General features: G+C 72.1%; 8 protein-coding genes and 1 pseudogene. 4 read left to right on the forward strand and 5 right to left on the reverse strand.

The window, feature by feature from the left end; genetic code table 11:
• Positions 1–442 precede the first annotated feature (442 nt).
• Entirely contained in the window at positions 443–2,389 is a 1,947-nt protein-coding gene (locus tag ABZ848_RS47165) for an RICIN domain-containing protein (protein WP_360842626.1), read from the forward strand.
• A gap of 14 nt (positions 2,390–2,403) precedes the next feature.
• Here the strand turns inward: ABZ848_RS47165 and ABZ848_RS47170 are convergent, their stop codons facing one another.
• The 3 genes from ABZ848_RS47170 to ABZ848_RS47180 all read right to left on the reverse strand — a co-directional run bounded on the left by ABZ848_RS47170 (position 2,404) and on the right by ABZ848_RS47180 (position 5,897).
• On the reverse strand, positions 2,404–3,660 hold the full coding sequence (locus ABZ848_RS47170) for an SLC13 family permease (protein WP_360842709.1): 1,257 nt from the start codon (positions 3,658–3,660) through the stop codon (positions 2,404–2,406).
• A gap of 83 nt (positions 3,661–3,743) precedes the next feature.
• Positions 3,744–4,427, reverse strand: coding sequence for a DUF4232 domain-containing protein (locus ABZ848_RS47175; RefSeq protein WP_360842628.1), 684 nt, complete (start codon positions 4,425–4,427; stop codon positions 3,744–3,746).
• Between the two features lie 117 nt (positions 4,428–4,544).
• Positions 4,545–5,897 carry a serine/threonine-protein kinase gene (locus ABZ848_RS47180; RefSeq protein ID WP_360842632.1) on the reverse strand — a complete coding sequence of 451 codons (1,353 nt, stop codon included), beginning with the start codon at positions 5,895–5,897 and terminating at the stop codon, positions 4,545–4,547.
• A 19-nt stretch (positions 5,898–5,916) separates the two neighbouring features.
• Here ABZ848_RS47180 and ABZ848_RS47185 point away from each other — a divergent pair, with 19 nt between their 5' ends.
• On the forward strand, positions 5,917–6,486 hold the full coding sequence (locus ABZ848_RS47185; protein WP_360842635.1) for an RNA polymerase sigma factor: 570 nt from the start codon (positions 5,917–5,919) through the stop codon (positions 6,484–6,486).
• Positions 6,487–6,490: 4 nt separating this feature from the next.
• On the opposite strand, the gene ABZ848_RS47190 is transcribed toward ABZ848_RS47185, so the two are convergent.
• Positions 6,491–8,878: a SpoIIE family protein phosphatase gene (locus tag ABZ848_RS47190; RefSeq protein WP_360842638.1), complete on the reverse strand. Its 2,388-nt coding sequence runs from the start codon at positions 8,876–8,878 to the stop codon at positions 6,491–6,493.
• A 203-nt stretch (positions 8,879–9,081) separates the two neighbouring features.
• Between ABZ848_RS47190 and ABZ848_RS47195 the strand changes: the two genes are divergently transcribed.
• The gene (locus ABZ848_RS47195; protein WP_360842641.1) at positions 9,082–12,180 is read left to right on the forward strand and encodes a glycoside hydrolase family 2 TIM barrel-domain containing protein; all 3,099 of its coding nucleotides are present in this window, start codon (positions 9,082–9,084) and stop codon (positions 12,178–12,180) included.
• 177 nt (positions 12,181–12,357) lie between these two features.
• A pseudogene (locus ABZ848_RS47200) lies at positions 12,358–14,600 on the forward strand (glycoside hydrolase family 9 protein).
• Positions 14,601–14,607: 7 nt separating this feature from the next.
• On the opposite strand, the gene ABZ848_RS47205 reads toward ABZ848_RS47200, so the two are convergent.
• The gene (locus ABZ848_RS47205) at positions 14,608–15,108 is read right to left on the reverse strand and encodes a hypothetical protein (protein WP_360842643.1); all 501 of its coding nucleotides are present in this window, start codon (positions 15,106–15,108) and stop codon (positions 14,608–14,610) included.
• Positions 15,109–15,188: the final 80 nt, after the last annotated feature.

Genomic DNA, 15,188 nt, shown 5'->3' on the forward strand with positions numbered 1-15,188 from the left:
ACCTCCATCCAACCGGACCGGAACACGCCCGCGCGCCTCTTCCACCTGCAAAACACCACGTCACAGGCCTACAGAACGACTTTGCCGGGGCCCTGAGCTGAATACCGTTCCCAAATGGCCCGCCGATAGCGGGACATCGCCGGGCGGCAGGATTGACGATTCGTCAATATCTCGTGCCGCGCACGGAATGCACAAAACCGCGAGATCCCTTGTTGGGCGTCCCTGACCTGTGCAAAGGTGTGGCCTGTCGGCGCACAGGTAATACATATTCACTCTGTGCGCACGAGGTGCCTCCCGTTCGTCCGCATGCTTCAAAAGAGCTGCCCCAGGCGGGCGTTCGAGGCGCCGAACCCTGTACGAGCGGACCTCGTCGCCTTGTCGGCGGGTCCCCATACCGCTTGGTATGGACTTTATGCCGCATGGCCCCGAGAGGAATGCAGCCGTGAGAGACACCGGCCTGTCGAATTCCCCCACGCCTGCCCGCCGGTTCGACGTGACGGACGAGCAACTGAGCGCCGAACTCAAGAAGTGGACGGGGACGACGCCCGCGCTGCAGCCGGTCGGCGAACTCCTCGACCGGCACTGGGAAGCGGCGTTCACGTATGCCCGGCTGTGCACCGACGGCGCCCCTTCCGCGGGAATGCTGACGACCGCCGCCTTCACCCGGCTCTTCGGTGAGACCCTGCGGCAGAACGGACCGACCTCCGCCTGGCGGCCCAGGCTCCTGGTCACCGTGCGCCGGATCGCGGCCGAGTGGGACAACGACCACCGGCGCGAACACCTCCACCCCGCGCTGCGCTCCGGCGCCGAGGACGGGCAGCGGGTCGCGGCCCGGCTGCTCCCGCCGGCCGACCGGCGCCTGATGTCCGGGGCCTTCCAGCGGCTGCCCCAGTCGGCCCGCTGTCTGCTGTGGCACGTCGAGGTCGAGGCCGAACCGCTGGAGATACCCGGCGGGCTGCTCGGCCTGGACGTGGAGGACGCGGGCGTCGAACTGGGGCGCGCCCGCGAGCGGCTGCGCGATGAGTGCCTCCAGGTCCACCGCGAGCTCGCCCCCGAGCAGGAGTGCCGCCGCTATCTGCGGATGCTGGACGTCACCTACCGGCGCGGCGGGGTCGACATCGACCCCGACCTCGCCGCCCACCTCGCCGGGTGCCGGCACTGCAGCCACACCGCGGACCAGCTCGCCCAGTTCAACCAGGGGCTCGGCGTGGCGCTGGCCGAGGCGGTGCTCGGCTGGGGCGCCCAGGCCTATGTGGACTCGCGGCTCGCCGGACCCGTGGAGGGCATCTCCCGGCCGCTGCCGGCGGAGGTACAGCCGCCGGTGATGGCGGGCGAGCCGTTCACCACGCCGGGCGTGCCCATGGCCCCCGCAGGCCCCCCGCCCGGCACCGCTCCCAGACCCGACGGCCGTCCCGGCTCCCGCCGCGCGGACCGCGGCCGAACCGGTTCCCGGCCCTCGCCCGACGGCGGAACCGGCTCCCACCGCTCGGCCCAGAAGGCCGCCCGGCGCGCCGCGGCCCGCCGCCGCAACCTCACCGCGGCCGTCCTCACGGTGAGCGGGCTCGTGGTCCTGCCGCTGGTCCTGTGGACGGTCCTGGGCTCCGGCGACGGCACCCCGTCGGCCGACGGCGGGCAGGCCTCGCCGACCCCGGCCCCGTCCAAGAGCACCGTGGCCGGCGACCCGTCCTGGATCAGCGCGAGCGAGGCCGCCGAGGGTGACGTACAGGGCCGGCTGCACAACGTCGACTCCGGGCTGTGCGTGGCCGTCGTCGGCAAGAAGGCCGTCAAGGGCGCCGAGACCGAACTCGCCTCCTGCTCCTCGGTGACGAGCCAGCAGTGGTCGTACGAGACCGACGGCCGCCTGCGCAGCGTCGCCGACCCCGACCTGTGCCTGGACTCCCACCTCGGCTACTCGGTGCAGCTCGCCCCGTGCGCGGCCACCACACAGAAGAACATCCGCTACGACTTCACGCTCCAGGGCACGGTCGTCCCGCGCTGGGACCAGGACCTGGCCCTGAGCCCCGCCGCCACCGACGGCTCGGGCGCCCTGGTGGTCAAGAACCGCGACGGCAGCGACGCCCAGCGCTGGGTGTTCGACACGGCCAAGGCCGATCTCCAGATGCAGGTCGTCAACTGGGACGCGGACACCACCCCGGCACCGACGCCCACGGTCAAGAAGGCCACGCCGACGCCGTCGAAGACGCCCACGCCGACACCGACGCCGACCACGGCTTCCCCGACGCCGTCCAGCACGTACCCCACGACGAGTCCCTACTGCTACTACAACCCGGCCTACTGCGGCGGATACGGAGGCGGCGGTTACGGCGGCGGAGGTTATGGCGGTGGCGGATACGGCGGTGGGGGTTACGGCGGCGGAAACGGCCACTGATCCGGTCGGCGCCCTCAGACGCCGACGGCCTGCAGCGACAGCCACAGCGCCGCCACGGCCGCGAGCAGCGCGGCCGGGGTGGCGAGCAGGCCGAGCCGGGTGAACTCGCCGAGGTCCGCGTCCTGACCGTGCCCGTGCACGATCCGCCGCCACAGCAGCGTCGCGAGCGAGCCGGCGTACGTCAGGTTCGGGCCGATGTTCACCCCGAGCAGCACCGCGAGCACGGCACCGGGCCCGGCCGCGGCCGTCAGAGGCAGCAGGACCAGCACGGCGGGCAGGTTGTTGATCAGGTTCGCCAGTACGGCGGCCAGCGCGGCGATCCCGAGCAGCGCGAGCAGCCCCGAGCCCGAGGGCAGCACCCGGTCGAGGGCGTCGGCGAGCCCGTTGTCGACCACCGCCCGCACCACGATGCCGAGCGCGAGCACGAAGGCCAGGAAGGCGGGAGCCGAGGCCCGCACCACCGACACCGGCGTGGCCCTGCGCCGTACCAGCGCACGGCCGGCCAGCACCAGCGCGCCCGCCGTGGCCACCCACACCGGTTCGACGCCGACCGCGGAGGCCACCACGAACCCGGCCAGCGTGCAGCCCACGGTGATCAGCGCGAACAGGGGCAGCTCCGGCGTCTCGCCGGGTTCGGGGGAGTGGTCGCGGGCGCACAGGTCCTCGTCGAAGAACCGCCGGAAGACCAGGTACTCGGCGCCGATCGCGACCAGCCAGGGCAGGGTCATCAGGGCCGCGAACCGGGTGAAGCTCAGGCCGCTGGTCTCGAAGGCGAGGAGGTTCGTCAGGTTGGAGACCGGCAGCAGTAGCGAGGCCGTGTTGGACAGGTGCGCGCACGCGTAGAGGTGCGGTTTCGCGCGCACGCCCGCGCGGGCGGCCGTGGCGATCACCACGGGTGTGAGCAGGACCACCGTGGCGTCCAGGCTGAGCACCGCGGTGATCGCCGAGGCCAGCACGAACACCGAGGTCAGCAGGCGTGTCGGAGACCCGGCCGCGCGCCGGGCCATCCACGCCCCGCACGCCTGGAACAGCCCGTCCACGTCACAGAAGTGGGCGATCACCAGCACCGCCGCGAGGAAGCCGACGACGGGCCCGAGCCGCGCGGCCTCCTCGCGGGCGTGGTCCAGCGTGATCGCCCCGGTGGCGATCACGATCCCCGCCGCCGGGACGGCCACCACCGCCTCCGGCAGGCCTTTGGGGCGCAGTACGGCGAAGGCGAGGACGGCGACGAGCAGGACGGCGGACAGGGTCTCGGCGAGCGGGGTGTTCAGGGCGGGGTCCTTCGAAGCGGTTCAGGGCACGAACCCTCAATGAAAACAGGTCGGAGTAAGACGCCTGCCCCGCCCCCGCCTCCTCAGGCCCCGGTGCCGGGGCTGAAGACGGTCAGGAACACCGACGACGAGTTCCCGGAGACCGGCACCTGGCCGCCGGTCCACTTCACCTTGAGCGAGTCCCGCTCGTCCGGCGGCGTCACCAGCAGCGTCGTCGGCGTGGCGGCGTGCGCACCGCTCACTTCCGGGTTCGAGAACGTCAGTCCGGCCCATGCGCTCTGGCCCGGGTCCAGCGAGACCGTCTCCGGCGTGCCCGAGGAGCGCTTGGGATCCGGCCCCAGCTGCTTGCCGGAGGCATCCGTGAACGCGGCGCCCGGATAGCCGCGCACGGTGCAGGTGTGCGACGCCTTGTTGGTCAGCACGATCGGGAAGTTCTCCTGCCCGGCGCCCGGGTTGTTGCGGCCGACCGTCGCGCTGAGCTGGAAGGTGTGGCACCGGGTGCCGGCGCTCCCGGAGGCCGACACGGCCCCCGACGGGGTGGCGGACCCGGTGTCGGAGTCGGTGGCCGAGCCCGAGGGTGCCGTGGTCGGCGACGCGCTGTCCGATCCGGTCGTGGTGCCGTCGGTGGCGGGAGCGGCCGTGCCCGGCAGGGTGCTCGGCGAGCTCGCCGTGTCGTCGCCACTGCCGCAGGCGGTCAGCACACCCAGCACCGCGACCGTGCTCGCGAGCAGGGCCGTCCGGCGGACGGAGGGGGACTTGTTCGTCATGGTCCTCAACACTCCCGGAGATTCCACGCACACGCCCGGCGTGTGCGTACGGCGCTCTGTGCCCCGTCATACATGTCCGATGCCCGCCGGGGCGGAAAAGTTCGCGAGTGTTGCGCGTCAGCCACCGAGACGTACGGAACCGAGGACGCGGTCGGCCGAAGGCCCCTCGCCGCTCTCGCGGAGCTGCACGTACACCCGCGTCCGCCCGCCACCGTCCGCCGGCGCCAGCGCGGCCTCGGTGACCGAACCCCCGCCGCCCGGACAGCCGCTCCAGGTGCGCACCCTGCCGTGCCAGACCGAGCCGGTGTAGGCCCGGGCGCCGTCGTAGTGACAGCTGGAGTGGGTCAGAGCGTTCACCGCGGCCGTGAGATCGCCGCGTTCGCTCAGGCCCACGAACACGCCGTTGACGTCCGCCCCCAGGTCCTGCCACTTCGCCAGGTCGTCCGCGACCGCGAACCCCGGCTCGTGCCCGGCGGGCAGCCCGAGCGCCCCCGGATCCCAGCCCGAGTCGCGCAGTTGACGGTCCCAGGCGGCGGGCACCTCGGCCGTGACCCGGCCGCCGCTGTCCGCGACCCGCACCTGCGCAGCCGGAGCCGACCCGTGCACCAGCGTCAGCGTCACACCTGCGGCCGCGGCCACCACGACCACGCCGGACAGGGCGAGGACCCGGCCGCGCCGCCGGGGCCGGACGCCGGAGGCAAGGCGCTCCAGCTCCTCGGCGAAGGCCCGGGCGCTCGGCCAGCGGCGTCCGCGGTCCGGTTGCAGCGCCCGCGTCAGGGCTCGTCGTACCGCCGGGTCCAGCCCCGGCCGCAGCCGGTCGGGCCGCACGACCCTGCCCGGCTCACCCGGCACCGCACCCGTGAGCAGGTGATAGCCGACCGCACCCAGGCTGTACACGTCGGCCCGCGCGTCGATCCCCGCCCCCGCCTCCGCCTGCTCGGGCGGCCGGTAGCCCGCCGAGCCCGCGGCCTGGGTCAGACCGGACGCCTGCGCCAGGCTCTTCGCCAGCCCCAGATCCGCCAGCAGCACCCGCGAACCGCCCTCGGCCAGCAGCACGTTGGTCGGCTTGATGTCCCGGTGCACGATCCCCGCCTCGTGCAGATCGGCGGCGCCCCGGGCGGCCGCCGCCGTCAGCCGCAGCGCCTCGGGCACGGGCAGGGGACCGGCGGCGAGCAGCTCGGCGAGGGTGCCGCCGTCGGCGTACTCCATCACGAAGTAGGGCCTGCCGTCCGGGAGTTCACCGATGTCGTAGACCTGCACCACCCGCTCCGAACCGGCCCGCCGCAGCATGCGCGCCTCGGCCAGGAAGCGCTCGCGGACGTCGAGCCGGTGGGACCAGTTGTCGGCGAGGACCTTCACCGCGACCGGAGCCTCGAGCACGTCGTCGTGGGCCAGCCAGACCGTGCCGAACGCGCCCGTGCCCAGGCGCCGCTCCAGGCGGTAGCGCCCGATCCGCTCGACGGAGTGCATACGACTATCATGCCTGGCCGTGGACCGACCCCGAGCACAGCACCTCGTCCCGCCGACCGAGGACCTGGCCCGCGCCGCGGCGGCCGGCGACGGCGCCGCGCTGGAGGAGCTGCTGCAGACGCTCCGGCCCGAGGTCCTGCGGCGCTGCGGCCGGTTCCTGCCGTGCCGCGAGGACGCCGAGGAGGCCGCACAGGACGTCCTGCTCCAACTCGCCCGGAAGATCGGCACCTTCGAGGGCCGCAGCCGCTTCAGCACCTGGCTGCACACCGTCGTCGCCAACTGCTGCCGGCAGAAGTACCGGGAGCTGAAACGGCGGGCCGCCGAGCAGCCCGTCCCCGTCGCCGACGACCGGCAGGCCGACCCGCGCACCACCAGCGTGATCGCCGGTTCCCGCCTCGACCTGCTCGAAGCCCTGGACCGCCTTGAGCGCGAACGCCCGCACCTGGTCGAGCCGTTGGTGTACCGGGACATCTGTCAGCTGGACTACGCCGAGGCCGCCGAGCGGGCCGGCGTCCCGCTGGGCACCTTCAAGTCGCGGCTGCACGAGGCGCGCCGGCAGGTCAGACCGTGGCTCGCGGACGGGTCCTGAGCGCTCACTCCTCGTCGAGCAGCCCGATCTCGGCCCAGATCGTCTTGCCCTCGGTGGTGTGCCGGCTGCCCCAGCGCTGGGTGAGCTGCGCGACCAGCAGCAGACCCCGGCCGCCCTCGTCGAAGGTCTTCGCCCGGCGCAGATGCGGCGCGGTGTGGCTGGTGTCGGAGACCTCGCAGATCAACGTGGTCGCGTCGTGGATCAGCCGGAGCCGGATCGGATGGGCGCCGTACCGGATCGCGTTGGTGACCAGCTCGCTCACCACCAGCTCGGCGGTGAAGGAGGCCTCCAGCAGCTCCCAGACCTCCAGCTGCTCGACGACCTGCTTGCGGATCGGGGCGACCAGCGCCGGGTCGGCGGGGATGTGCCAGGTCGCCACCTGGGAGGCGGGCAGCCCGCGGGTGCGGGCCAGCAGCAGCGCCACGTCGTCCGGCGCGCCGCCCGGCGGCAGCAGGGCGTGCAGGATCCGGTCGCAGGTCTCGTCCAGTGAATCGGTGTACGTGGCCAGCGCGTCGCACAGCAGGTCGTGGCCGGCGTCGACGTCCCGCTCGCGGGACTCGATCAGCCCGTCCGTGTAGAACGCCAGCACACTGCCCTCGCGCAGCTCCAGCTCGGTCGACTCGAACGGCAGCCCGCCCAGACCCAGCGGCGGACCGGCGGGCAGCTCCACCTGCACGGGTTCGCCGCCCGGCACCATCACCACCGGCGGCGGATGCCCGGCCCGGGCCATCGTGCAGCGCCGTGACACCGGGTCGTAGACCGCGTACAGGCACGTGGCCCCGACCTCGCCCGGGCTGCCCTCGCTGCCGGCCTCGGCGGACAGCCGGACCACCAGGTCGTCGAGGTGGGTGAGGAGTTCGTCGGGCGCGAGGTCTATGTCGGCGAGGGTGCGAACGGCGGTGCGCAGGCGGCCCATCGTGGCCGAGGCCTGAATGCCGTGGCCGACGACGTCCCCGACGACCATGGCAACCCGCATCCCGGACAGCGGGATCACGTCGAACCAGTCGCCGCCCACTCCGGCACGGGCGGCCGGGAGATAGCGGGAGGCGCCGTCCACGGCGGCCGTGCGCGGCAGCGATCTCGGCAGCAGGCTGCGCTGCAGGGCGAGGGCGGTCTCGCGCTCGCGGGAGAACCGGCGGGCGTTGTCGATGCACACGGCGGCCCGGGCGGTCACCTCCTCGGCGAGCAGCACGTCGTCGGGGGTGAAGGGGTCCTCGCGTCTGAAGCGGGCCAGGACGGCGACGCCCAGCGTGAGGCCACGGGCCTGGATCGGCACGGACATCGTCGAGTGGATGCCGTACTCCTTGATCCGCTCCAGCCGGGTCGGGTCCCAGGTGAGCCAGTCCTCGAGGTCGTCGGACTCGATCGTGGCCACGATGGTGTGGCCCGCGAGCAGCGAGTCGGCCTGCGGGGAGGGGGCCGGGTACAGGTCCACGTGCCCCGGTTTGATCACGGCCTCGGGGGTGCCGGGGTTGAGGGAGCGGTGGGCGGCGCGGCGCAGGCTGATCGGGGCGCTCAGCGGTCCGGCGAGGGGTTCGGCTCCGGAGTCCGGCGGGTCGAGCAGGTCGACGCTGACGAAGTCGGCGAGCGCGGGGACGCACACCTCCGCGAGCTCCTGAGCCGTGCGGGTCACGTCGAGCGTGGTGCCGATGCGGACGCTCGCCTCGTTGACCAGCTGGAGTCGCTCGCGGGCCAGGTACTCCTCGGTGAAGTCGTGCGCGGCGACGCACACGCCCCGCACCCGCCCCGTCGAGTCGGTGACCGGGGCCATGCGGGCCAGCCAGGCATGCCCGCGCACGTCCCCGCCGGCCGGCACATGCGTCCGTACGTCGTGCCCCTGGCCGGTGGTCAGGACGCGCCGCAGATGGCGCTCGATGTCGGCGCTCTGCCGCCGCCCGGTCAGCTCGAACACACGCAGGCCCCGCACCCGCTCCTCGGGCAGCTCCAGGACCTGGGCCATGACCTCGTTCATCCGCCGCAGCCGCAGCCGCTCGTCGTAGATCGCCACGGCACACGGGGACTGGAGGAGGCCGACCTGCTCCAGCGGATCGTCGGCCGCGCGCGGGGCGTCACCTTCCAGGGGCGTCACCACGAGCCAGCGCACCGGGCCACCCTCCGCGGCCTCGGTGCGGTGCACGAGCACCCAGACGGGAACCTCGCTGCCGTCCTGGTGGCGCAGCGTGACGATGCCGTGCCAGCGGATGTCCCGGGGATCGAACTCCGGACCGGGGGCCGTCCCGATCACCAGGTCCGCGGCGCGCCGGCCGAGGACCTCGGCCGCGGGCCAGCCCAGCAGCCGCTGAGCACCTTCGTTCCACTCGACGAGCCTGCCGCCCGCGTCGATGACCGCCCGCGCGGTAGCGGCATCGTCGAACGGGTAGACCGGGCTCATCGTCGCCACTCCATCGTGCGCACTCACAGTGAACAGCCACGTCACTTGGGTTCCACCCTAGTGCTTCCCGGCCCGCCACGTTCGGAGAACCCCTGGCCGCACCCTTGACGATCCTGCGCAGCGCCCCGTCAGAATCTGTTTGTTCACGATCAGTTGCACGATCAGTTGTGAGTACTTCTGGGCCCTGATGAGGGAGAGCCGCCATGACGGTCACTCGCAGATCGGTTTTGATCGCCTCCACCGCCGCGCCCGCGGCCGGAGCGCTCCTCGCCACCCCGGCGGCCCGCGCCGCCGAGGCTGCCGGGAGCGCGTCCGGCCGCCGCACGGTCGCCCTGCGGGACGGCTGGCGCTTCGCGCTGGTCAACGCGGGCGGGATCACCGATCCGACCGGCGCGTACGCGAACGCCCCCGACCCCGGCTACGACGACTCGGCGTGGCGCGAGGTCGCGGTCCCGCACGACTGGAGCATCGAGCAGACCCCCACCACCGAGAACGGCACCACCAGCGGCACCGGCTTCTTCCCCGGCGGACTCGGCTGGTACCGCCTCGTCTTCACCCTGCCGCCGGACCTCGCCGGCAAGCGGATCTCGGTGGAGTTCGACGGCGTCTACATGGACTCGTACGTCTACTGCAACGGCACCCAGGCCGGCCGGCACCCCTACGGCTACACGGGCTTCGCCCTCGACCTCACGGACCTGGTGCACACCGACGGCAGCACCGAGAACGTGCTCGCGGTCAAGGTGCAGAACCAACTCCCCAGCAGCCGCTGGTACTCGGGCAGCGGCATCTACCGCGAGGCCCGACTGGTGATCACCGAGCCGGTGCACGTCGAGCGCTGGGGCACGTACGTCACGACGCCGGACATCACCGGCGAGCGCGCCGTCGTACGGGTGCGCACCTCGGTGGTGAACGAGTCGGGCGCCGCGAGCCAGGTCGAGGTCCGCACGGCGGTGAAGGACCCCGACGGCCGCACGGTGGCCCGCGCCTCCAGCACGGTCGCGGTCACGGACAAGGTCGCCGAGACGCACGAACTCACCGTCCCCGAGCCCAAGTTGTGGGACTTCGCGACCCCGCACCACCGCTACACCGTGGAGACCGAACTCCGCGTCGGCGGCAAGGCCGTCGACACCTACCGCACCCCCTTCGGCATCCGCACCTACCGCTTCGACCCCGACGAGGGCTTCTCCCTCAACGGCACCTACAGCAAGATCAAGGGCGTCGACCTCCACCACGACCAGGGCGCGCTCGGCTCCGCCATCAGCGTCGACGCGGTCCGCAGACAGCTGACCATCATGAAGTCGATGGGCGTCAACGCCTTCCGCACCTCCCACAACCCGCCCTCGCCGCAGATCGTCCAGGTCTGCGAGGAACTGGGCATCGTGATGATGGTGGAGGCCTTCGACTGCTGGCGGACCGGCAAGACCAAGTACGACTACGGCCGCTTCTTCGACGAGTGGTGCGAGAAGGACGCCACCGAGATGGTCCTCGCGGCCCGCAACTCGCCCGCCGTGGTGCTGTGGTCCATCGGCAACGAGATCCCCGACTCGACCTCCACCGCGGGGCTCGCCATGGCCGACCGGATCATCGGCGCGATCAAGGCCGCCGACGACACCCGTCCGCTCGTCATCGGCTCGGACAAGTACCGGAGCGTGCCCGCCAAGGGCTCGGCCGCCGACCTGATGCTCGCCAAGCTGGACGGCCTGGGCCTCAACTACAACACGGCCAAGTCGGTGGACGCCCTGCACGCGGCCTACCCGCACCTGTTCCTCTTCGAGTCCGAGTCCTCCTCGGAGACCTCGACGCGCTCGACGTACCAGGAGCCGGAACACCTCAACACCGGCGAGAATCACACACCGGGCAGACGGGCCACCTCCTCGTACGACAACAACCTCGCCTCCTGGACCATGAGCGGCGAGTACGGGCACAAGAAGGACCGGGACCGGAAGTGGTTCGCGGGACAGTTCCTGTGGTCCGGCATCGACTACATCGGCGAGCCGACGCCGTACAACGTCTTCCCGGTGAAGGCGTCCTTCTTCGGCGCGGTCGACACGGCCGGCTTCCCCAAGGACATGTACTACCTCTTCCAGAGCCAGTGGATCAGCGAGCCGATGGTCCATCTGCTGCCCATGAGCTGGAACCACGAGGACGGCGACACGGTCGAGGTCTGGGCCTACTCCAACGTCGAGACCGTCGAGCTCTTCCTCAACGGCACGTCCCTCGGTGCCCGGAGCTTCGACACGAAGAAGACCACCGACGGGCGCACCTACCTGGAGACCACCGAGGCGACCGGCGACGACAAGACCTTCACCGGCGGGCCGTACCCCGGCAGTTACACCAGCCCGAACGGCAGCGCGGGCAAGCTGCACCTGATCTGGAAAGTGCCGTACGCGCCGGGCGAGTTGAAGGCGGTGGCCCGGCGGGACGGCAGGACGGTCGCCACCGATGTGCTGCGCACCGCGGGGAAGCCGCACGCCGTACGGCTCACGGCCGACCGCAAGTCCCTTGCCGCCGACGGGCGTTCACTGGTGTTCGTGGCCGCCGACGTGGTCGACGCCCGCGGGGTGGTCGTGCCCGACGCCGAGCATCTGATCACCTTCGGCGTCGCGGGCGGCTCCCTCGCCGGGCTGGACAACGGGCGCGAGGAGAGCGCCGAGCGCTACCAGGCCACCACCCGAACGGCCTTCCACGGCAAGGCACTTGCCATCGTGCGGTCCGGCACCGAGGCGGGCAGGCTGAAGGTGACGGCGCGTGCCGAGGGGCTGCGGACGGGCACGGTGACCGTGCACACCACGCCGGCCCGGTCGGTCGCGGCGGCCCGGCCGACGCCGTTCGAGCCGGAGCACCCGGACGCGCCGAACTACCCCCACGCGGACGCCGGTTACTCCGGCCGCCCCGACACCCTCCCCGCCGCCATGCTCGACGGCGACGCGGCCACCGGCTGGTCCAACGCCTTCGCCAAGTCGGCCACGGCCCTGCTGCCCGCCTTCAACGGCGCCCGGCCGAAGGACTGGGTCTCCGTCGACTACGGGCGCTCCCGGAGCTTCTCCCGCGTCGAGGTCTCCTTCACCGTCGACACCACCCACAGCCTGCCCGCCTCGATCGACGTGGCGGTGTGGGACGGCCACACCTACGTGCCCGTCACCGGCGCGGCGGTCGACTGGGCCACCGCCTCCGACGCGCCGACCGTCGTCACCTTCGACGCGCTCAGCGGCTCCCGGCTGCGGCTCCAGCTGACCAGCGCGCACCCGGGACAGGCGGTCGGGGCCGTGCGTATCAGCAAGTTGGAGGCGCCGGCGGGCTGAGCGCGGCCCGGCGGCCCGAGAGGCACGTCGTGACGGTCCGGTCGGGAACCAGTCCCGTCCGGACCGTTGACGGAGTGTCATGGCTCCAACAAGCATGACTGCGTCCGCATCTGGGAGCGCTCCCATCGCCGCGTGCCGGTGAGCGTCACCCGTACCTCCCTCCCGAGGAGCCCAGACGTGAAACGACGCAGAACCGCCCTGCTGACCCTGACCGCCCTGCTGGGAGCGGTGCTCACCGCCCTCCCGGCAGGACCGGCGGCCGCCGACGAGGTGGAGCAGCTGAAGAACGGCACCTTCGACACCACCACCGCCCCCTGGTGGACGACCAGCAACGTCACCGCCGGCCTCGCCGACGGACAGCTGTGCGCGGACGTCCCGGGCGGCACCGCCAACCGGTGGGACGCCGCGGTCGGCCAGAACGACGTCACCCTGGTCAAGGGGGAGTCGTACCGGTTCGCCTTCAAGGCGTCCGGCTCGCCCGAGGGACACGTGGTGCGGGCGATCGTGGGACTCCAAGTGGCGCCCTACGACACCTACTTCGAGATCAGCCCGCAGCTGAGCGTCTCCGGCGACACCTATTCGTACACCTTCACCTCGCCCGTCGACACGACCCAGGGGCAGGTCGCCTTCCAGGCCGGCGGCAGCGCGGACCCCTGGCGGCTGTGCATGGACGACGTGTCGTTGCTCGGCGGGGTCCCGCCGGAGGTCTACCAGCCGGACACCGGGCCGCGCGTCCGCGTCAACCAGGTCGCCTATCTGCCGTCCGGCCCGAAGAACGCCACGCTCGTCACGGACGCCACCGCCAAGCTGCCCTGGCAGCTCAGGAACGCCGACGGTACGACGGTCGCGCACGGCTGGACGGTGCCGCGCGGGACCGACGTCTCCTCCGGGCAGAACGTCCACTCGATCGACTTCGGCGCCTACCGCAAGCAGGGCCAGGGCCTCACGCTGGTCGCCGACGGGGAGACCAGCCGGCCGTTCGACATCGGCACCGGCGCCTATGAGCAGCTGCGGCTCGACTCGGTGAAGTACTACTACACCCAGCGCAGCGGCATCGCGATCCGCGACGACCTGCGGCCCGGGTACGGCAGAGCGGCCGGGCACCTCAACGTCTCGCCCAACCAGGGCGACTACAACGTCCCGTGCCAGCCGGGCGTGTGCGACTACACGCTCGACGTCACCGGCGGCTGGTACGACGCCGGCGACCACGGCAAGTACGTCGTCAACGGCGGCATCGCCACCTGGGAGCTGCTGAGCACGTACGAGCGTGAACTCCTCGCGCGCACAGGGGAGTCGGAGAAGCTGCGCGACGCACCCTCGCCATCCCCGAGAGCGGCAACAAGGTGCCGGACATCCTCGACGAGGCCCGCTGGGAGCTGGACTTCCTGCTGAAGATGCAGGTGCCGGACGGACAGCCGCTGGCCGGCATGGCCCACCACAAGATCCACGACGAGCAGTGGACGGGCCTGCCCCTGCTGCCCAGCGAAGACCCGCAGAAGCGCGAACTGCACCCGCCGTCCACCCAGGCGACCCTCAACCTCGCCGCCACGGCGGCCCAGGCGGCCCGCCTCTACCGCCCCTACGACCGCGCCTTCGCCGCCAAGGCCCTCACGGCCGCCCGCAAGGCCTGGTCGGCGGCGCTCACGCACCCCACCATGTACGCCTCGGCGAGCGACGGCACCGGCGGTGGCACCTACGACGACACCAACGCCACCGACGAGTTCTACTGGGCGGCCGCCGAGCTGTATCTCACCACCGGCGAGAAGCAGTTCGCGGACTACGTGCTGGGCTCCCCGGTGCACACGGCCGACATCTTCGGCCCCCTCGGCTTCGACTGGGGCCGCACGGCGGCAGCCGGACGCCTCGACCTCGCGACCGTGCCGAGCAGACTGCCCGGCCGGGACAAGGTGCGCGAGTCCGTCGTCAAGGGCGCGGACGGCTACCTGTCGACGCTCAGGTCACAGGCGTACGGCATGCCGTACGCCCCGCCCGACAACATCTACGACTGGGGCTCCAGCCACCAGGTCCTCAACAACTCGGTCGTCCTGGCGACGGCGTACGACATCACCGGCGCCGCCAAGTACCGGGACGGCGCGGTGCAGAGCATGGACTACATCCTCGGCCGCAACGCCCTGAACATGTCGTACGTCACCGGCTACGGCGAGGCCAACTCCCACAATCAGCACAGCCGTTGGTACGCCCACGAACTCGACCCGAACCTTCCGAACCCGCCGCACGGGACCCTGGCCGGCGGCCCCAACTCCTCCATCCAGGACCCCTACGCACAGAGCAAACTCCAGGACTGCGTGGGCCAGTTCTGCTACATCGACGACATCCAGTCCTGGTCGACGAACGAGACGGCGATCAACTGGAACGCGGCCCTGGCCCGGATGGCGTCCTTCGTGGCGGACCAGGGATAGGGGGTTCCTACGCTCCGGCCCACTTCCGCAGCAACGCCTCGCGCTCCTCGCGGCGCGGGGTGCCGGCCGCGGCGTGGTCGCGACCCCAGGCGAGCAGCTCACCGACAGTCGAGACATCGTCGGTGAGCCGCTCCAGGACGGCGCGGGAGAGGTCGTACTCGAGCGGCGTGTAGATACCGCCGACGGTGGGGGAGGAGACGCTCACCTCCTCGGTCCCGTCGGCGGTCTCCACCCGTACGGTGAAGGCCGGCGGAAGCACTCCGTCACCGCTCACCAGCACGACCACCGAGTCCAGGGCCAGGGAGGCCAGCCGTCGCGCGGCCGAGCGCACGGCGACGTCGGCGGCCTCGACGCGCCGTACCTTCTCCCAGCCCCACGACGAGCCGTGACCGAGGCCGACGGTCTCGACACCGTCCTCGGTCAGCCGGACCCCGGGCGCCGTGCCGACCGCCTCGGCTCCGACGTACACGCAGTCCTCGGTGATCCAGAACAGGCCGACCATGGCCATCGGTGCCTCCCACAGCGGTGCCGACGGGTGAACGGCATTGCGTCACCCGGGTGTTGATGGGAGAGACCGCCCCAGCGGCC

The sequence above is a fragment of the Streptomyces sp. NPDC047081 genome, assembly GCF_040643775.1.
Taxonomy (GTDB): Bacteria; Actinomycetota; Actinomycetes; order Streptomycetales; family Streptomycetaceae; genus Streptomyces.

Coding starts and splice junctions, on each gene's coding strand:
- ABZ848_RS47175 (WP_360842628.1), bottom strand. CDS start 4,427: ATGACGAACAAGTCCCCCTCCGTCCGCCGGACGGCCCTGCTCGCGAGC.
- ABZ848_RS47190 (WP_360842638.1), bottom strand. CDS start 8,878: ATGAGCCCGGTCTACCCGTTCGACGATGCCGCTACCGCGCGGGCGGTC.
- ABZ848_RS47195 (WP_360842641.1), top strand. CDS start 9,082: ATGACGGTCACTCGCAGATCGGTTTTGATCGCCTCCACCGCCGCGCCC.
- ABZ848_RS47205 (WP_360842643.1), bottom strand. CDS start 15,108: ATGGCCATGGTCGGCCTGTTCTGGATCACCGAGGACTGCGTGTACGTC.
- ABZ848_RS47180 (WP_360842632.1), bottom strand. CDS start 5,897: ATGCACTCCGTCGAGCGGATCGGGCGCTACCGCCTGGAGCGGCGCCTG.